This window comes from Streptomyces sp. NPDC037288, assembly GCF_055603265.1.
Genome location: NZ_JBVJVY010000033.1, coordinates 17,994 through 35,171 on the forward strand (window position 1 = coordinate 17,994; position 17,178 = coordinate 35,171).

The window sequence follows — 17,178 nt, forward strand, 5'->3', positions numbered from 1 at the left end:
ACGCGTCATGCGTGACCTTCGGGGCGGTGAGCAGGCCGTAGGGCTTGGCGGGCTTGCCGCCCGCCGGATGGGCTGCGGGCCCTTGGGTGTTTTGGTGAGAAGAGTGCAACTCTGCAGGAAGTGGACGAGAAGCGCTCTTGTCTGTCTGTCGGTCCTTGCGGCACTGGGCGCCATGGTGGGAATCGCGCCCGCCGCCCACGCGGCGTCGACGCTCGTTGTCCCGCGTGACTACCCGACGATCCAGGCCGCGGTAAACGCGGCTGCCTCGGGTGACACCATCCTCGTCCGGGGCGGAACCTACACCGAAGAGGTCGTCGTCAGCGGCAAGGATCTCAATATCAAGGGCGTCGGCGAGCAGGCGCCGGTCATCAAGTCGCCAGCGACGCTCACCCCCTTCGCTCAGGACACACGCCATGACGTGCCGGTGACCTCCGTCGTGCGCATCGCGCACGGTGCCCACGTCCGCATGTCCGGGTTCACGGTCACCGGGCCGGTCCCATGCGGTCAAGCCGTCAGCGGCATTGTCGCGCTCCAGGGCTCCACGCTCGATCTGTCACACTCCCGCATCACCGATATTCAGCCCGCCCCGTCCTGTCCGGCCGATCAGACGCTCGGCCACGGTGTGTCCATCGGGCTGCCGGGCTTCGTCCAGGTGGACGGCGCGGCCGGCAGCAATGCCTTTGGGAAGATCGCCCACATCACGGTCACCCGTTACCAGACCACGGGCGTCAGTCTGACTGGCCCGAGCGAGGGCACGCCCTCGCAGGTGGTCGCGACGCACAACGTCGTCACCGGCGGTGCGCAGATCCCGACCGCGCAGTACGGCATCGTCATCGCGGGCGCGGTGACGACCGTGACCCACAACACCGTCTCCCACTCCGTGTGCACCTTCCCCGGATGTGGTGCGGATCCGATCAATGAGATCCAGTCCGCCGGCATCGCCGCCATCGGCGTCTCGGCAGGCACACAGATCTCCCACAACCAGGTCTCCGACGCGGACATCGGCGTCTACCAGGTCTTCAGCCCGAACTGCTGCCAGATCAGGCACAACCAGCTCGAGAACAATCGCTTCTTCGGGATCGTCATTCAGGACGGCGACGGCACGACCGACCACAACACGATCACCGGCGGCCAGGTAGGCATCGGCGTCGTCGCCGACGCGGTCGACACCACCGGCATCCTGCGTGGCGACCGGATCACCGGGACGACCGTCGCGCCGGTCCGTGAGATCGAGTGCTGCGGGTACAACGCAACGGCCGTCATCAGACCCCACTGACGAAACGCGGGCGGCTCCGCAGCGGCGGAGGAGAAGGCTGCAGGCTTGCCTCGACGGCAGTGTCTGACGGCAACCGTAGACCCCGCCGCGCCGCCGTCATGCTTCTTCCCAGCTCCTCGTTCTCCTTCTCGCAGGGGAGACCCGCGACCCGGCGGGAAAGCGATAGGTCACCTGGGCGGTGAACCCGGTTGGGAGAATTTCCATCTTCCGTACAACCGTTCGCTGTTGCCGTAGGTCTTCGGTAGGAGTCGTCAGACTCCTCAGACCCGTCGGGCCCGTGAGTCCCCCACCTCGCCAAGGCCCCATTCCTCACTTGGGGAACATACATGCGCATTCGTGCCAGCCTGGCCACCGCGGCTCTCTCCGGTGCCGCAGCCCTGACCGCCCTGGCCGTCCCGGCCGCGCACGCCGAGGGAAACCCGGCTGCCGCCAAGGCCGAGCAGTTCAAGAGCGCCCACCAGGCGCCGGGCAAGCAGCAGTCCTTCGCCGCCTCGCCCGCCACCGAGGCGGACGGCGACATCCAGGTGACCAAGGTCACCGTCAACGCCAACAAGGACGTCGTCGTCGGCCTGTCGCCGAAGTCGTTCAACGTCTATGTGACGGTGACCGACCCGTCGGGCGTCAACCCCGAGCAGCACGGCGTGGACGTCGCCCTGTGGCACGGCACCGACCTGGAGGGCGGCGACTTCGACGGCTTCCTCTGGAACGAGAACGGCGCCGAGAGCTGCGACTACTGGAGCGCGACCGCCGCCACCTGCAAGTTCACCATCACGGCCAAGCCGGGCGAGGCCGACGGGCTGTGGGACAGCTCGCTGAACGGCAAGTGGAACGTCACCGTCTTCGCGTCGGCCAACGACGGCGACTCCTACGAGAACGACTTCTACAAGAACCACTGGATCAAGCGCGCCAGCAGCTTCAGCGGCTTCAACGCCGGCCCGGAGCCCGTGGCCAAGGGCGGGACCATCACGGTCTCCGGCACCCTGAACCGCGCCAGCTGGACCAACATGAAGTACTACGGCTACGGCAGCCAGCCCGTCCAGCTGCAGTTCAAGAAGGCGGGCACCAGCACTTACAGCACCGTCAAGACCGTGACGACCTCCTCCAGCGGTTACGCGAAGACGACGGTCACCGCCTCCGCGGACGGCACCTGGCGCTTCCACTACGCGGGCAACGGCAACTCGTCCGTCGCCGACGCCTACGACTACGTCGACGTCCGCTGATCCACGAGATCCGCTGATCACCCTCGGGTGAGACAGAAGGCCCCGGAGGGATCCGGGGCCTTCGTCATGCGCCCTCGCCCGCGACGGGCGTCTCAGCACTCCTCTCCGGGGTCGTTCCTGTTCAGCTTCTCCAGGTACTCGTGGGCCAGCGCCGTCGCGCGGGTGAACCAGTCCGTGATGACGGCCAGTTCCGCGGGGGAGTAGTCGGCGAACAGGACCGTCAGGCGTCGGTAGTGGCCCGCGTGGACCGCCTCGACGCGGGTCACCGCGGCCGGTACGGCGGCCACCCGCACCCGGCGGCGGTCCGTGGGGTCGGGACGGCGGGTGACGTAGCCGGCGCGTTCGAGGCGGTTGAGGATCCCGGTCACCGCACCCGTGGTCACGTGGGCGCGGGCCGCGAGATCGCCGGCCGTGAGCAGGTTCTCGCCCGCCTCCAGGACGAAGGCGAGACAGGTCAGGTCGGTGGCGTTCCGGCCCAGCCGCCGGGCCAGCTCCTGCTGTCCGATCAGGTGGGCGGCGATGAGGTGGTCCATCGCCGACAGCGCCTGTGCCGGGGTGGCGGGCGGGCTGGTGATCGTGGGTGTGAGCGTCCTGGTCACCTGGGCGCTGCACCTGACCGGATGGGGCAAGCCGCCGGGGGTGCGTCCGCGCGGGCAGTGGGGGATGCGGACCCGGGACCCGCTGGCCCGTCGGGGACACCCCGGGTGCGTCGGCTGCCGGCTGGCGGGGCGGGGACGGCCCGCGCCGAGCGCGCTGCCGGTGCCGACGGCATCGGGTGACGTGCGCGCCGAATCGGTCCCCCTGTCACCCGCCGAGTGAACGCGGTGCCCGCGGTCGGCGGATCGGTCCCCTCCTGCCTTCGCCGGGCCGACCCCGGCGCACTGTCGGACCCGGCCTCTAGGCTCACGAGTGATGGCACACGTATGGACGTGCGCGGGACTGCGCTGGACGCCGGACGGCCCCGTGCTGATGTGGGACGGCGGGCGGCGCAGTGCCCTGCCCCGGGGGAAGCGGGTCGCGTTCGCCGTCGCGGACGGCTCGGCGCGGCGGTGCGTGGGGGCGCGGGGGCACGCCTGTCCGGTGCGCGCCGCGGTGCCGGGGCGGAGCAGGGGGGCCCGGTGCGAGGAGTGCGCGCGGCTGGACCGGGCGCACTCCGTGGCCGCCGACACGATCGCCGACGATCCGCGGCCCTACCGGGTGTATCTGGCGTGGTTCGGTCCCGGGATGGTCAAGGTGGGGATCACCGCGGTCGAGCGCGGCCCGGCCAGGCTGCTGGAGCAGGGCGCGGTCTGTTTCAGCTGGCTCGGCACCGGACCGCTGATGGCCGCCCGGCGCACCGAGGAACTGCTGCGGGCCGCGCTCCGGGTGCCGGACCGGATTCCGTACGCCGAGAAGCGGGCGGTGCGGTCGGCGCTGCCGAAGACCGAGGCGGAGCGCGCCGTTGAGGTGCGGGAGCTGCATGCGCGGGCCGGGGCGCTCGGCGGATGGCCCGAGTCCCTGCGGCCGGAGCCTTGTGAAGTGGCCGACCACGTGGGCGTGTTCGGGCTCGCCGATGCCCCCTCCGCCCTCGGGGAGGTGGTGGAGCTCGTCCCGGGTGGCGGTGTGAGCGGTGAGCTGGTCGCGACCGCCGGGCCCGATCTGCATCTGGCGGTCGCCGGAGGCCGGGGAGCGGTCGTCCTCGACACCCGGCTCATGACCGGCTGGGGGCTGGTGTCCCCCACGGCTCCCGGATCCGATGAACTCACCTTCCCTGTCCGGGAGTTCGCACAACGGCCGGAGGGCCTGTTCTGAGGGGCGCTTCCCAGCTGCTTCCTGAGAGACGCCTGTGCGTTTCTCAGGGAAATCACAGACATCGGAAAGCGTCTTCTCAGAGGACCCCGACAGGGTGTCCACCATGACCACGATCTCGCCCCAGGGGCGCACCGAACTGCTGAGGCCGGACGGGAGCCCCGTCCGCGTGCTTGTGGTGGACGACGAGCTGTCGATCACCGAACTGCTGAGCATGGCTCTTCGTTACGAGGGCTGGCAGATCAGGAGCGCGGGGGACGGGCAGGGAGCCGTCCAGAGCGCCCGTGAGTTCCGGCCCGACGCCGTCGTACTGGACATGATGCTGCCCGACATGGACGGGCTCACCGTGCTGGGACGGCTGCGCCGCGAGCTGCCGGACGTGCCCGTCCTGTTCCTGACCGCCAAGGACGCCGTCGAGGACCGTATCGCCGGGCTCACCGCCGGCGGTGACGACTACGTCACCAAGCCGTTCAGCCTGGAGGAGGTCGTGGCCCGGCTGCGCGGGCTCATCCGGCGGTCCGGGGCCGCCGACCGGCGGTCGGACTCCGTGCTCGTCGTCGGAGACCTCACGCTCGACGAGGACAGCCACGAGGTGTCGCGGGCCGGGGAGAACATCCACCTGACCGCCACCGAGTTCGAGCTGCTGCGCTTTCTCATGCGCAACCCGCGGCGCGTGCTCAGCAAGGCCCAGATACTGGACCGGGTCTGGTCGTACGACTTCGGCGGGCAGGCCAACGTCGTCGAGCTGTACATCTCGTATCTGCGGCGGAAGATCGACGCGGGGCGTGAGCCGATGATCCACACCCGGCGCGGGGCCGGTTACCTGATCAAGCCCGCCGTGTCGTGAGCCGGCGACGACGGCCACGTCCGCGGAAACGACGAGGGGGACAGCCGCGGACCCTGCGGGCCCGGCTTGTCGTCGCTTCCGTGGCGCTGATCGCCGTCGTGTGTTCGGTGATGGGGACGGTGACCACAGTGGCGCTGCGGTCCCACCTGTACGAGCAGCTGGAGAGGCAGGTGGCGGAGGCCGGCAAGCGCCTGTCGGGGCCCATGAAGCCCGGCGGCATGCCCGACTCCGGGCCGAGGGACAGGCTCACCGGCTTCGTCGAGGGGCCGACGCAGCTGAAGACCATCGCCGCCGAGGTCGGCACGGAGGGCACGGTCACCCGGGCGGTCATCGCCCAGCGGGCCTCCACCAACAACGGGCCCTTCCAGCGGAACCACGCCGTCGTCCTCAGCGACGAGCAGAAGGCCGCCCTGAACACGGCGCCCACCACGGGGACGCACACCGTCGGCATCCCGGGCCTGGGTGAGTACCTCGTGCGGTATGTCACCGGAGCCGAGGGCACCTACTACGTCGCCCTGCCGACCGAGACGGTCGACAACACGATCAACACCCTGGTCCTCGTCGAGGTGAGCGTCACCGCCGCCGGTCTCGGCGCCGCCGGTATCGCCGGATACGTACTCGTCGGCGTCGCCACCCGCCCTCTGCGCAAGGTGGCCGCCACCGCCACCCGGGTCTCCGAACTCCCCCTGCACACCGGCGAGGTGAACCTCAGCGAGCGGGTCCCGGAGTCCGAGTGCGACCCGCACACCGAGGTCGGTCAGGTCGGTTCCGCGCTCAACCGGATGCTCGACCATGTGCACGGTGCGCTGCACGCCCGGCAGCAGAGCGAGATGCGGGTACGGCAGTTCGTCGCGGACGCCAGCCATGAACTGCGCACGCCCCTCGCCTCCATCCGGGGCTACGCCGAGCTGACCCGGCGCGGGCGCGAGCAGGTGGGCCCCGACACGCGGCACGCCCTCGGCCGTATCGAGTCCGAGGCGGGCCGCATGACCCTCCTCGTCGAGGATCTCCTCCTCCTGGCCCGTCTCGATGCCGGACGGCCCCTCCAGTTCGAGCAGACCGATCTCGTCCCGCTGGTCGTGGACACCGTCAGTGACTCCCGCGCGGCCGGCATGGACCACAGCTGGCGGCTCGACCTGCCCGACGAGCCCGCGCTCGTGTCCGCGGACGCCGCCCGCATCCAGCAGGTGCTGGTCAACCTGCTGGGCAACGCCCGCAAGCACACCCCGCCCGGTACGACCGTCACCGCGCGCGTGCAGCGGCGCGGGCCGTGGATGTGCGTCGATGTCGAGGACAACGGGCAGGGCATTCCGCCGGACCTGCTGCCGCACGTGTTCGAGCGGTTCGCCCGAGGGGACTCCGCGCGGTCCAGGGCAACGGGGTCCACGGGTCTCGGGCTCGCCATCGTGCAGGCCGTCGCCGCCGCGCACGGCGGTGCCGTGACCGTGGACAGCGTCCCGGGGCGGACGGTGTTCACCGTGCATCTGCCGGCGCTCGCCCCGGCCGTGCCGCAGCCCGCCCGCGAAACCGACTGGCGGTCGCACTCACAGGTTCAGCACAGCGCCACCACATGGGTGGAACAGGGCGCCTGACGAGAGTCGGTCCCATGCGAACCGACTCTTCTCCCGGCACCCTGCCGGCGCGGGAGCACCTCCCGGCCGGAGACGCCGGAACGCCTGTCCTGGACGTAGTGATCCCCGTCTACAACGAGGAGAAGGACCTCCAGCCGTGCGTCCGCAGACTGCACGAGCACCTCACGCGCACCTTCCCGTACGCCTTCCGCATCACGATCGCGGACAACGCGTCCACGGACGCCACCCCGCTGGCGGCGGCGCGGCTGGAGGCGGAGATCCCCGAGGTGACCACCTTCCGTCTGGAGCAGAAGGGCCGGGGGCGGGCCCTGCGGACCGTGTGGTCGGCCTCGAACGCGCCGATCCTCGCCTACATGGACGTCGACCTGTCCACCGACCTGAACGCCCTGCTGCCGCTGGTGGCGCCGCTGATCTCCGGCCACTCGGACCTCGCGATCGGCTCCCGGCTCGCCCGCACCTCCCGGGTCGTACGCGGCCCGAAGCGGGAGTTCGTCAGCCGGGCCTACAACCTGATCCTGCGCGGCTCCCTCCAGGCCCGCTTCTCGGACGCGCAGTGCGGCTTCAAGGCCATCCGGCGGGATGTGGCGCAGGTGCTGCTGCCGCTGGTGGAGGACACCGGCTGGTTCTTCGACACCGAGATGCTGGTGCTCGCCGAGCGGGCGGGGCTCAGGATCCACGAGGTGCCGGTCGACTGGGTCGACGACCCCGACTCCACCGTGCACATCGTGAAGACCGCGACCGACGACCTCAAGGGCGTCTGGCGGGTCGGCAAGGCACTGGCCGGCGGCTCGCTGCCGCTGGACCGGCTCACCCGGCCCTTCGGTGACGACCCGCGCGACCGCGAACTGACCAACGTCCCCACGGGACTGGCCCGCCAGCTCGTCGGGTTCTGTGTCGTGGGCGGCCTGTCCACCCTCTTCTACCTCCTCCTCTACGGCGTCTTCCGGCAGTTCTCCGGCTCCCAAATCGCCAACGCCCTCGCGCTGCTGGTCTCGGCGGTCGCCAACACGGCCGCCAACCGCCGGCTCACCTTCGGGGTGCGCGGCCGGGGCGGCGCCGTACGGCACCAGGCGCGGGGCCTGGTCGTCTTCGGCATCGGTCTCGCCCTGACCAGCGGTTCGCTGGCCGCCCTGAACGCGGCCAGCGACAACCCGGCACACTCCACCGAACTGGCGGTGCTCATCGCCGCCAACCTCGCCGCGACCGTGCTGCGGTTCCTGCTCTTCCGCGCCTGGGTCTTCCCGGACCGCGGCGAGTCCGACGCCGCCCCGCCGGTGGCCGCCGTCCACGGCCCGTCCTCACCGGCCTGCGGCACGCCGACGGCCCCGTACGCACCGCTGCCGCAGCGGCCGGTGCCGTACCAGCAGTCGTACCAGCAGTCGTACGCCCCCTACCCGACGACCAACCAGGTCCGCGCCGGTACAGCCGCGGACGGCAGCTGGAGGGACGCCACCGTGCGACTGCAGCCGGTGCGCCCTCACGACACCGACCCGGGGGACCCCCGATGACCACCCACTACGACCAGCCGGCCAGCGACCAGGACAGCGCCGCGGTAGGGGGCCCGCCCCCGAGCGCACCCCCGCACGCGCAGGGGACCGGCGCGCCCGAGCGGCCCTTCGTCCGCAGACTGTGGCGCGGCCGGCCCGAGGACCCGCGCTGGGCGCGCCCGGCCCTCCTCGGCCTGCTGGCGGCCACCCTCCTGCTCTACCTGTACGACCTCAGCGCCTCGGGCTACGCCAACTCCTTCTACTCGGCGGCCGTACAGGCCGGCAGCACGTCCTGGAAGGCGTTCTTCTTCGGCTCGCTGGACGGGGGCAACGCGATCACCGTCGACAAGCCGTCGGCGTTCATGTGGCCGATGGAGCTGTCGGTCCGGCTCTTCGGCCTGAACTCGTGGGCGATCCTCACACCCGAGGTCCTCATGGGCGTGGGCACGGTGGCCGTGGTCCACGCGGCCGTGCGGCGCCGGTTCAGCCCGGTGGCTGGCCTGGTCGCCGGTGCGGTGCTCGCGCTCACCCCGGTCGCCGCGCTGATGTTCCGGTTCAACAACCCGGACGCGATGCTGGCCCTGCTGATGGCGCTGGCCTGCTACTTCGTCGTACGGGCGGTGGAGGACGGCCGGACCAGGTGGCTGGTCGCTGGCGGGGCCGCGATCGGCTTCGCCTTCCTCGCCAAGACCCTGCAGGCCTTCCTGGTCCTGCCGCCGCTGGCGCTCGTCTACGCCGTCTGCGGTCCGGTGAAGCTGCGCAAGCGCCTGGTCCAGCTGGGCCTGGCCACCGTCGCGCTGGTCGTCGCCGGCGGCTGGTGGGTGGCGGTCGTCGAGCTGTGGCCGGCCTCCTCGCGCCCCTACATCGGTGGTTCGCAGAACAACAGCTTCCTGGAGCTGACCTTCGGCTACAACGGCCTCGGCCGGATCAGCGGCGACGAGACCGGCAGCGTCGTCCCCGGGGGCGGCGGCAAGGGCGGTGGGCAGTGGGGAGAGACCGGCTGGGACCGGATGTTCAACTCCGAGATCGGCAGCCAGATCTCCTGGCTGCTCCCGGCCGCGCTGATCCTGCTGGTCGCGGGCCTGTGGGCGACCCGCAAGCTCGGCCGTACGTCCGTCACGCGGGCCTCGTTCCTGGTGTGGGGCGGCTCGCTGCTGATCACCATGGTGGTGTTCAGCTACATGGCGGGCATCTTCCACCAGTACTACACGGTGGCCCTCGCGCCCTACCTCGCGGCCGTCGTCGGCATGGGGGCCGGACTGCTGTGGGAGAGGCGCGGGGAGACCTGGGCGTCGATCACCGTCGCCGCGTCCGTCGTGGCCGCGGCGGCCTGGGGTTACGTCCTGCTCAACCGCACCCCCGGGTACCTGCCCTGGCTGAAGTGGCTGGTGCTGATCGGCGGTCTGGCGGCGGCCCTGGGCCTGGTCTTCGCCGGCCGGATCTCCCGGCGGGCGGCCCTCGGGGCGGCGGCCGTGGGCCTGGTGGCCGCGCTCGCCGGACCGACGGCGTACACCCTCAGCACGGTGGACTCCGCGCACACGGGATCCATCCCGACGGCCGGCCCGGCGGGCGCGAGCATGATGGGCTTCGGCGGCGGCCGGGGCCCCGGCGGTGGCGGCATGCGGGGCGGCTTCGGCGGCGGGATGCCGGGCCGGCAGGGCCAGAACGGTCGGGGGCAGCAGAACGGCGGGTTCCCGGGCGGCGGCTTCGGCGGTGGCATGCCGGGCCGGCAGGGCCAGAACGGTCAGGGCCAGAACGGCGGGTTCCCGGGCGGCGGCTTCGGCGGCGGCATGCCCGGCCGGCAGGGCCAGAACGGTCAGGGGCAGCAAGGCAGGCAGAACGGCAACGGCTTCCCCGGTGGTGGCCGGATGGGCGAAGGCGGCATGGGCGGTGGCGCCGGCGGCCTGCTGAACGGCGCGAACGTGTCGTCGGCCGCCAAGGAGCTGCTGGAGAAGGACGCCTCGAAGTACACCTGGGTGGCCGCGTCCGTCGGTTCCCAGAACGCGGCCGGCTACCAGCTCGCCACCGGTGACCCGGTGATGGCGATCGGCGGCTTCAACGGCACCGACCCGTCCCCGACGCCGGCGCAGTTCAAGAAGTACGTGGCGGAAGGCAGGATCCACTACTTCATCGCCGGCGGGGGCATGGGCGCCGGCGCGAACTCCGGCTCGTCCTCGCGGATCAGCTCCTGGGTCCAGAGCACCTTCAAGAAGGTCACGGCCGGCTCCGCCACGTTCTACGACCTCACGCGGAAGAACAGCTGAGGAGAAACCGTATTGTACACCGTATATCTTCCGCTATGCGGTGTACAACATGTCTGCGCCCACGTCCTCGGGTCACCCCAACCGCACCGTCCTGAACGTGGCCATCCCCTCGCTCACCCGCGAGCTGCACGCGGCCACCTCAGCACGGCCCCGGCGACCGCACCCGTGAACCGCCGGGGTTGCTGCGGCGGGCGGAGCGGAAGGTTGGCTGAGGGCTCGGCGGGCGTGGGCGGTTGATCGCGCCGACGCGGCGGTAGCCGCATGCCGGTGCGGCCCCGTGTCCCTTTAAGTTGGACCAGTAGCCGGAAAGTAGAAAGGTGCGCTGGTGGCAAAGGAAGCAGGTCGGTCTCCGCGAGCCAGTGTCTGGCGGGAGGGGAAGGCCCGCCGGGGCGGCCGGAGCGGGGGGCAGCCCTCGGGGCTCGACCGGGAGCGGATCACCTCGGTGTCCGTACGGCTGCTCGACGCCGAGGGGCTGGCGAAGTTCTCCATGCGGCGGCTGGCCGCGGAGCTGAACGTCACCGCGATGTCCCTGTACTGGTACGTCGACACCAAGGACGACCTGCTCGAACTCGCCCTGGACGCGGCCTTCGGCGAGCTGTCGCTGCCCGACCCGGATGACACGGCGGAGGACTGGCGGGACCAGCTGCGGGGGCTGGCCGCCGCGTACCGGGCGCTGCTGGTGCGCCACCCCTGGCTGTCGCCGCTGGCCGGGCAATACCTCAACATCGGCCCCAACGCGCTGGCGTACTCCCGCGTGGTCCAGCGGGTGGTGCGGCGCACCGGGCTGCCGGCGCACCGCATGATGAGCGCCATCTCGGCCGTCTTCCAGTTCGTGTACGGCTACGGCACGCTGGAGGTGCAGTTCCTGGGACGGATCGCGGACTCCGGGCTGTCCCCCGAGGACTACTTCCAGCAGTCCATGACCGAGGCCCAGCGGCACCCCCAGGCCGCGGACCTCCTCCAGGAGTCCAAGGAGATCATGGACGCCCGCGGTGGGGACACCGTCGCCGAGATGATGGACCGGGACTTCGACTTCGCCCTGGACCTGCTGATCGCCGGTATCGAGGCGATGGTCGAGCGCGGCTGACTACTCCCCGTCGGACACCAGCCGCGCCGGAAAGCCGCCGGTGGCCACCGGGCCCCAGTGTTCGGGGGTGACCCGGATGATGGACTTGCCCTGCCTGACCATGGCTTCCCGGTACTCGTCCCAGTCGGGGTGTTCACCGGCGATGTCGCGGTAGTACTCGACCAGCGGTTCCAAGGACCCCCAGGCGTCGCGGGTCTTGGCGCGCTCGGGGTAGGCGGACGCGACGATCCGGCCCGAGTCGTCGACCTCGCAGGTCAGCGGGGAGGCCTGCGGTCCGCCGCCGGCGCGGCGGGTGATCAGCAGGGCGCGGTGGCGGGGCCGTACGAAGTCCAGCAGCTCGTCCAGGGAGACGCGGGTGGTGGTCGCGATGTTCGGTGCCGTGGGGGCACCTAGGGGCGGTGTGTGCCCCCGTGGCTGACCCCGCTGTGCCTACGCCTGGGGCGGCGAGTCGCCCTGCACCGCCTGGATGTCCAGCTCGACCTTCAGGGTCGTGCCGATCGCGGCGATGCCCGCCTGCAGGACCTGGTTGTAGTTCATCGCGAAGTCCTCGCGGTGCAGCTCCGCCGTGGCGCGGAACGCGGCGCGCGTGCCGCCCCACGGGTCGCCGCCGGTGCCGAGGTAGGCCAGGTCCAGGTCCACCGGTCGTACGACCCCGTGCATGGACAGCTCGCCGTGGACCGTCCAGCGGTCCGAACCCGCGGCCGTCACCCCGGTGGAGCGGTAGGTGATCTCGGGGTGCCGCTCCACGTCGAGGAAGTCCCCGGACTTCAGATGCGTGTCGCGCATGCCGTTGCCCGTGTCGATGGACGCGGCCCTGATCACCGCCGCCACGCGGGACCTGGTGACGTCGTCCGGCGCGATCTCGATCGTGCCGCCGAACTCCGTGAACCGGCCGTGCACGCTGGAGATCCCCAGGTGCTGGGCGACCGCGGCGACGGAGGAGTGCACCGGGTCGATGGTCCAGGGCCCGGGCGGCGGCAGTTCGGTGCCGCCCTGCCGGGCGAGCGTGACCGTGCCGACCTCGGCCCGGCCGCTCGCGGTGACGATCGCGGAGGAGGCCGCGGGCGCGTAGCCGACGGCCGTCACGATCACCGTGTACGCCCCCGGCGACAGCTCGGTGGCATCCCGTACGGCTCCCTCGGCGTCCGCCTCGGCGCGCAGCACCTGCGTACCGGTCATGTCGGTCACCGTGACGACCGCGTGCGACACGGCCCACCCGTCCCGCGTACGGATCTTCGCGGTCAGTCCCATCCCGCCAACTCCCTGAAAAAGTCTTATAAATCGGTCGTAGAGAACCGGCCTGTGGCACACGTACGTCCGTGTGCCACAGGCCGGCGGCTGACTACTCGCCGGGGTGGGCGAGCTGGATGTCGTGGCCGTCGACTCCGATGCCGGAGACGGTCAGGGCCGTCGCCACCGGCGGGTAGCCCGTCGCGATGACGGTGTACTCGCCGCTGTCCAGGTCGGTGAAGGCGTACGCGCCGTCCGTACCGGTGGTGGCGGTGCCGACCACGTTGCCCGCCTGGTCGACGAGCGTCACGCGGGCGTCGGCCAGCGGGCCGTGCGGGGCCCTGACGACACCCTGGAGGCGGGCGCCCGCGTCCAGGTCGACCTCGATCCGGGTGACCCCGGTGGCGCCGACCTCGACCGGCAACGCGCGGGGCCGGAACCCGCTCGCGTTGACGGCGACGGTCACCGCGCCCGGCACCAGGTCGCCGAAGGCGAAGTCGCCCTGCTCCCCGGTGGCGGCCGTGGCCAGCAGGTCACCGCGCACGTCGGTGACGATCACCATGGCGTCCTTGACCGGCAGCGCGTTCCCGGCGGCCCGGACCACACCGGTCAGCCCGCTGGTGCCGCTGAGCAGGATGTCGTACGACAGCGGCTCCTCGCCCACCACGATGGTGGAAGCCTGCGGCTGGTAGCCGTCGGCGGAGGCGATCAGGACGTACGAACCCGTGCCCGGGGCGTCGACCGCGTAGGCACCGTCGGACCGGGCGACCGCGCGGCCCAGCTGGCGGCCGGACAGCGAGATCAGGGTGACCGCGGCCTGGGGGACCGGGGCGCTCTCGGCGCCCCGGACGAAGCCGTGCACCGGGGTGCCGCCACCGGTGCCGGGCTCGGCGAGCATGGCGACGGCGGTCATCTGCCGGGTGGCGGTCGCGGTGGCCGGCGCCTCCTGGAAGCGGTCCGCCGCGACGACGGGCTCGGCCCAGCTGGGCACCTTCTCCTGCGCGGGTTCCTGCCCGGCGTTCTCCAGGCCGGCCTCGACGGGGGTGGCGGCCGGGCCGGCCACGGGGGCCCCGCCCTCGGCGGCCTGTGCGAGCGCGCCCTTCGTCTTCAGCGGGACCTCCTTGATGAACAGGGTGATCAGGAAGGCGGCGGCGGCGAGGCAGCCGGCGATGAAGAAGACGTCGGCGATGCCGTGGCCGTAGGCGCTCTCCAGCAGCGTCCGGATCGGCGCCGGGAGCTTGTCCATGTCCGGGATGCTGTCGGTCGAGCCCGAGCTGCCGGCCAGGGCCGCCTGGTACTTGGGGCTCAGGGCGGCGACGCCGTCCTGGACGTAGTGGGTGATCCGGCGGGACATCACCGCGCCCAGCGCGGAGACGCCGACCGCACCGCCGAGGGAGCGGAAGAAGGTCACCGTGGAGCTGGCCGAGCCGAGGTCGGAGGGGGCCACCTGGTTCTGCGTGGCGAGCACCAGGTTCTGCATCATCATGCCGATGCCGAGACCCAGCAGCGCCATGAAGACGGCCATCTTCCAGTAGGCGGTGTCGTACCGGATGCCGCCGAGCAGCACCAGACCGGCCGTGACCAGGACGCCACCGCTGACCAGCCACGCCTTCCAGCGGCCGGTGCGGGTGATGAACTGACCCGAGACGGTCGAGGAGACGAACAGACCGCCGATCATCGGGATGGTCATGACGCCCGACATCGTCGGGGACTTGTCGCGGGCCAGCTGGAAGTACTGGCTGAAGAACACAGTGCCGGTGAACATCGCGACACCGACGAACAGCGAGGCGAGCGACGCGAGGGTGATGGTGCGGTTCCTGAACAGGCGCAGCGGGATGATCGGCTCGCTCGCCTTGGCCTCGACGAGCACGAACAGCGCGCCGAGGACGATCGAACCGCCGACCATGGCGTAGGTCTGCCAGGACAGCCAGTCGTACTTGTCACCGGCGAAGGTGACCCAGATCAGCAGCAGGGAGACGGCGGCGGAGATGACGGACGCGCCGGCCCAGTCGACCTTGACCTCCCGCTTGACCACGGGCAGGTGCAGGGTCTTCTGCAGCACGATCAGCGCGATGATCGCGAAGGGGACACCGACGTAGAAGCACCAGCGCCAGCCCAGCCAGGAGGTGTCCGTGATGACACCGCCGAGCAGCGGGCCGCCGACGGTGGCGACGGCGAAGGTGGCACCCAGGTAGCCGGAGTACCGGCCGCGCTCACGCGGGGAGATCATCGCCGCCATGACGATCTGCGCCAGGGCGGACAGACCGCCGACGCCGATGCCCTGGAACACCCGGAAGGTGATGAGCATGCCGGGGTTCTGCGACAGACCGGCCGCCATCGAGGCGACGACATAGATGATCAGGGCTATCTGGACGAGAGCCTTCTTGCTGTACAGGTCGGCGAGCTTGCCCCACAGGGGAGTGGCCGCGGTCATCGACAGCAGGGCGGCGGTGACCACCCAGGTGTAGGCGGACTGGCCGCCGCCGAGGTCCCCGATGATGTGCGGCAGGGCGTTGGAGACGATCGTGGACGACAGGATCGCCACGAACATCCCGAGCAGCAGCCCGGACAGGGCCTCCATGATCTGCCGGTGCGTCATCGGGGCGTGGGCGTCCGCGCCTCCCCCGTGTTTGGCGTGAGCCCGCACACCGGCTGGTGTGGTCGTTGCCATGGGCTTCCTTTTCTTACGTGCTTGCGGGTGTACGGGTGGTCTCTTCGACTACGGGAGCGGCCACGGAGGCCGGGAGCCGGAACGCGGTGCGGCAGTCGCCGAAGGACTCGCGCAGGCGGGTCATCAGCCGGATCAGCTGGCCCACCTCGTCGTCGGTCCAGTCGGCGAGCCGCTCGGCGAGCAGACGCGTGGTGCGCCGGGACAGCTCCTCGAGCTGCTCCAGGCCGGCGGGCGTCAGGCGCAGGATGCGCGAGCGCTTGTCCGCCGGGTCCGGGTGCCGTTCGATCCAGCCGCGCGCGGCGACGTGCGCGACATGCCGGCTGGTCACCGACATGTCCACGGCGAGCAGCTCCGCGAGCTTGCTCATGCGCATGTCTCCGTGCCGGCCGAGCAGAGTCAGCACGGCGGCCGAGCCGGCCGGGCAGTCGGGCGGCAGGATCCGCCCCATGTCCCGTTTCACGGCTCCGACGGCACTGAGCTGACGCGCCAGCTCTTCAAACTGCGCCCGCTCGGCCATCACACCTCCCGTATTCGTTGCTTGGGGCAACCATAGCTATGTTTGGTTGCTGCAGGCAAACAAATCCGGTGGCGAGGTCGCAAAAAATTGGCAAAGGTAAGTATTGCAAACGTAAATGTCCAGGCGGGTGGGGGTGGGCTGCCCCCGTCTGTCCCGGTGGCCCCGCACTTGGGTCGCTCACGCGGATTCGCTAGTGTCTCGGGCCATGGCTAACACCCAGGGCCCCCAGGGCAATTACGACCCCGCCGGCAGCACCCAGATGTTCCGCGCGTTCGTCGACGAGGCTCCCCAGGGGCGCCAGGCGCAGGCCGCCGCTCCCTCCGGTCCCCGCGTCGGCGTGATCATCGGCGTCATCGTGGCCCTGGCCGTGGTGGCCGGCGTCGCCTGGCTGGCGCTGAAGTAGGCGTCACTTCCACTCCACCGAGACGTCCCGCGTCTCGATGTGCATGCCGAGCGGTACGCGCCAGGCGTCGACGCACACGGTCCACGTGTGATCCTTGTGCGCGCCCGCAGCGACCGGTGCCGGAAGGTCCACCGTCGAGGTGACCGTCCCCCAGTCGATGCCGAGCGCGCCGACGATGTGCGTGCCGAAACTCACCGAACCCGAACGCACCGCCGTACCTCCGGAGTTGCGGAAGGCGACGGTCACCTTCTGGCACCAGCGCTGATCCGCCGCCTCGGTCGCCGGTTTCCCCCAGGACAGGTCGGCGGGTGCGGGTGGCGTGCCGCGGCCGGGAGTTGGGCTGGGTGAGGCGCCGGGGGGCGGTGCCGTACGACCGTCCGTGCCGCCGGGTCCGTCGCCCGTACTGCCGGAAGGGTCCGGCGTGCCCGGCGTGGGTGTGGGCCGCACCGGGGTGCCGGGGGCGGTCGGTCCGCTGCCCGGCCGCGGTGGATCGGGCGCCGCGGAGGGCGATTCGGCTCCGACGGGGTGTCGGCTGCCGTCCAGCGGTACCAGTGACACCGAGCCCGTCGGTGTGCTCGCCGCGCTCTGCTTCCCGGAACCGCCCGCCGAGCCGACCGCGACGTAGCCGCCGCCCGGCCCGTGGTCCGCGTACGCGGCCAGTACCCCGCCCAGGACGACGACGGCCGCCGACGCTGCCGTAACGGCGCCTCGGCGGCCACGTGTCCATGTCGTCCCCGCCGTCCTGCCCGACCCGGTCGCTCCCAGCATCGGGCCAGTGTGGCTGACGGGGTGTCAG

The 17,178-nt window shown here is 71.3% G+C and carries 16 protein-coding genes; 10 read left to right on the plus strand and 6 right to left on the minus strand.

The annotated features are described in order from the left end of the window. Positions 1–7 precede the first annotated feature (7 nt). Both ACZ7GZ_RS30070 and ACZ7GZ_RS30075 read left to right on the plus strand, forming a co-directional pair. A complete protein-coding gene (locus ACZ7GZ_RS30070) occupies positions 8–1,276 on the plus strand; it encodes a right-handed parallel beta-helix repeat-containing protein (RefSeq protein ID WP_471028966.1) in 1,269 nt (422 codons plus the stop codon). A 326-nt stretch (positions 1,277–1,602) separates the two neighbouring features. Beyond that, on the plus strand, positions 1,603–2,496 hold the full coding sequence (locus ACZ7GZ_RS30075) for a calcium-binding protein (protein WP_471028967.1): 894 nt from the start codon (positions 1,603–1,605) through the stop codon (positions 2,494–2,496). Between the two features lie 92 nt (positions 2,497–2,588). Here ACZ7GZ_RS30075 and ACZ7GZ_RS30080 read toward each other — a convergent pair whose 3' ends face one another. Then, a complete protein-coding gene (locus ACZ7GZ_RS30080; protein ID WP_471028968.1) occupies positions 2,589–3,029 on the minus strand; it encodes a MarR family transcriptional regulator in 441 nt (146 codons plus the stop codon). Between ACZ7GZ_RS30080 and ACZ7GZ_RS30085 the strand changes: the two genes are divergently transcribed. From ACZ7GZ_RS30085 to ACZ7GZ_RS30115, 7 genes are all read left to right on the plus strand, one after another. Then, on the plus strand, positions 3,016–3,315 hold the full coding sequence (locus ACZ7GZ_RS30085; protein ID WP_471028970.1) for a hypothetical protein: 300 nt from the start codon (positions 3,016–3,018) through the stop codon (positions 3,313–3,315). The two genes, ACZ7GZ_RS30080 and ACZ7GZ_RS30085, sit on opposite strands and share 14 nt — an antisense overlap. Before the next feature lie 93 nt (positions 3,316–3,408). Continuing rightward, a complete protein-coding gene (locus tag ACZ7GZ_RS30090) occupies positions 3,409–4,287 on the plus strand; it encodes a DUF2797 domain-containing protein (RefSeq protein ID WP_471028971.1) in 879 nt (292 codons plus the stop codon). 103 nt (positions 4,288–4,390) lie between these two features. Further along, entirely contained in the window at positions 4,391–5,131 is a 741-nt protein-coding gene (locus tag ACZ7GZ_RS30095; protein WP_471028972.1) for a response regulator transcription factor, read from the plus strand. Then, positions 5,128–6,723 (plus strand): ATP-binding protein, encoded by a 1,596-nt coding sequence (locus ACZ7GZ_RS30100; protein WP_471028973.1) that lies wholly within the window; start codon positions 5,128–5,130, stop codon positions 6,721–6,723. The genes ACZ7GZ_RS30095 and ACZ7GZ_RS30100 overlap by 4 nt, the downstream gene beginning before the upstream one ends. Before the next feature lie 14 nt (positions 6,724–6,737). Continuing rightward, positions 6,738–8,231, plus strand: a complete 1,494-nt coding sequence (locus ACZ7GZ_RS30105; RefSeq protein ID WP_471028974.1) for a bifunctional glycosyltransferase family 2/GtrA family protein — start codon at positions 6,738–6,740, stop codon at positions 8,229–8,231. Then, positions 8,228–10,474: an ArnT family glycosyltransferase gene (locus ACZ7GZ_RS30110; protein WP_471028975.1), complete on the plus strand. Its 2,247-nt coding sequence runs from the start codon at positions 8,228–8,230 to the stop codon at positions 10,472–10,474. Before ACZ7GZ_RS30105 ends, ACZ7GZ_RS30110 begins: the two co-directional genes overlap by 4 nt. 325 nt (positions 10,475–10,799) lie before the next feature. Continuing rightward, a complete protein-coding gene (locus tag ACZ7GZ_RS30115; protein ID WP_471028976.1) occupies positions 10,800–11,561 on the plus strand; it encodes a TetR/AcrR family transcriptional regulator in 762 nt (253 codons plus the stop codon). Here the strand turns inward: ACZ7GZ_RS30115 and ACZ7GZ_RS30120 are convergent, their stop codons facing one another. The 4 genes from ACZ7GZ_RS30120 to ACZ7GZ_RS30135 form a co-directional block, all read right to left on the minus strand. Next, positions 11,562–11,930: a pyridoxamine 5'-phosphate oxidase family protein gene (locus tag ACZ7GZ_RS30120; protein ID WP_471029052.1), complete on the minus strand. Its 369-nt coding sequence runs from the start codon at positions 11,928–11,930 to the stop codon at positions 11,562–11,564. It lies immediately after the preceding gene. Between the two features lie 60 nt (positions 11,931–11,990). Next, positions 11,991–12,812, minus strand: coding sequence for a YceI family protein (locus ACZ7GZ_RS30125; RefSeq protein ID WP_471028977.1), 822 nt, complete (start codon positions 12,810–12,812; stop codon positions 11,991–11,993). Between the two features lie 91 nt (positions 12,813–12,903). Continuing rightward, a complete protein-coding gene (locus tag ACZ7GZ_RS30130; RefSeq protein ID WP_471029053.1) occupies positions 12,904–15,390 on the minus strand; it encodes an MFS transporter in 2,487 nt (828 codons plus the stop codon). An 85-nt stretch (positions 15,391–15,475) separates the two neighbouring features. Further along, positions 15,476–15,979, minus strand: a complete 504-nt coding sequence (locus ACZ7GZ_RS30135) for a MarR family winged helix-turn-helix transcriptional regulator (protein WP_471028979.1) — start codon at positions 15,977–15,979, stop codon at positions 15,476–15,478. Between the two features lie 205 nt (positions 15,980–16,184). Between ACZ7GZ_RS30135 and ACZ7GZ_RS30140 the strand changes: the two genes are divergently transcribed. Continuing rightward, complete coding sequence (locus tag ACZ7GZ_RS30140; protein WP_471028980.1) at positions 16,185–16,382, plus strand: hypothetical protein; 198 nt, start codon at positions 16,185–16,187, stop codon at positions 16,380–16,382. A gap of 3 nt (positions 16,383–16,385) precedes the next feature. On the opposite strand, the gene ACZ7GZ_RS30145 is transcribed toward ACZ7GZ_RS30140, so the two are convergent. Continuing rightward, entirely contained in the window at positions 16,386–17,150 is a 765-nt protein-coding gene (locus ACZ7GZ_RS30145) for a hypothetical protein (RefSeq protein WP_471028981.1), read from the minus strand. Positions 17,151–17,178 lie beyond the last annotated feature (28 nt).

Excerpts from the sequence above, each read along its gene's own strand:
- ACZ7GZ_RS30070 (WP_471028966.1), top strand. The coding sequence starts at position 8 with ATGCGTGACCTTCGGGGCGGTGAGCAGGCCGTAGGGCTTGGCGGGCTT.
- ACZ7GZ_RS30075 (WP_471028967.1), top strand. The coding sequence starts at position 1,603 with ATGCGCATTCGTGCCAGCCTGGCCACCGCGGCTCTCTCCGGTGCCGCA.
- ACZ7GZ_RS30085 (WP_471028970.1), top strand. The coding sequence starts at position 3,016 with ATGAGGTGGTCCATCGCCGACAGCGCCTGTGCCGGGGTGGCGGGCGGG.
- ACZ7GZ_RS30080 (WP_471028968.1), bottom strand. The coding sequence starts at position 3,029 with ATGGACCACCTCATCGCCGCCCACCTGATCGGACAGCAGGAGCTGGCC.
- ACZ7GZ_RS30090 (WP_471028971.1), top strand. The coding sequence starts at position 3,409 with ATGGCACACGTATGGACGTGCGCGGGACTGCGCTGGACGCCGGACGGC.
- ACZ7GZ_RS30095 (WP_471028972.1), top strand. The coding sequence starts at position 4,391 with ATGACCACGATCTCGCCCCAGGGGCGCACCGAACTGCTGAGGCCGGAC.
- ACZ7GZ_RS30105 (WP_471028974.1), top strand. The coding sequence starts at position 6,738 with ATGCGAACCGACTCTTCTCCCGGCACCCTGCCGGCGCGGGAGCACCTC.
- ACZ7GZ_RS30110 (WP_471028975.1), top strand. The coding sequence starts at position 8,228 with ATGACCACCCACTACGACCAGCCGGCCAGCGACCAGGACAGCGCCGCG.
- ACZ7GZ_RS30125 (WP_471028977.1), bottom strand. The coding sequence starts at position 12,812 with ATGGGACTGACCGCGAAGATCCGTACGCGGGACGGGTGGGCCGTGTCG.
- ACZ7GZ_RS30130 (WP_471029053.1), bottom strand. The coding sequence starts at position 15,390 with ATGACGCACCGGCAGATCATGGAGGCCCTGTCCGGGCTGCTGCTCGGG.
- ACZ7GZ_RS30135 (WP_471028979.1), bottom strand. The coding sequence starts at position 15,979 with ATGGCCGAGCGGGCGCAGTTTGAAGAGCTGGCGCGTCAGCTCAGTGCC.
- ACZ7GZ_RS30140 (WP_471028980.1), top strand. The coding sequence starts at position 16,185 with ATGGCTAACACCCAGGGCCCCCAGGGCAATTACGACCCCGCCGGCAGC.
- ACZ7GZ_RS30145 (WP_471028981.1), bottom strand. The coding sequence starts at position 17,150 with ATGCTGGGAGCGACCGGGTCGGGCAGGACGGCGGGGACGACATGGACA.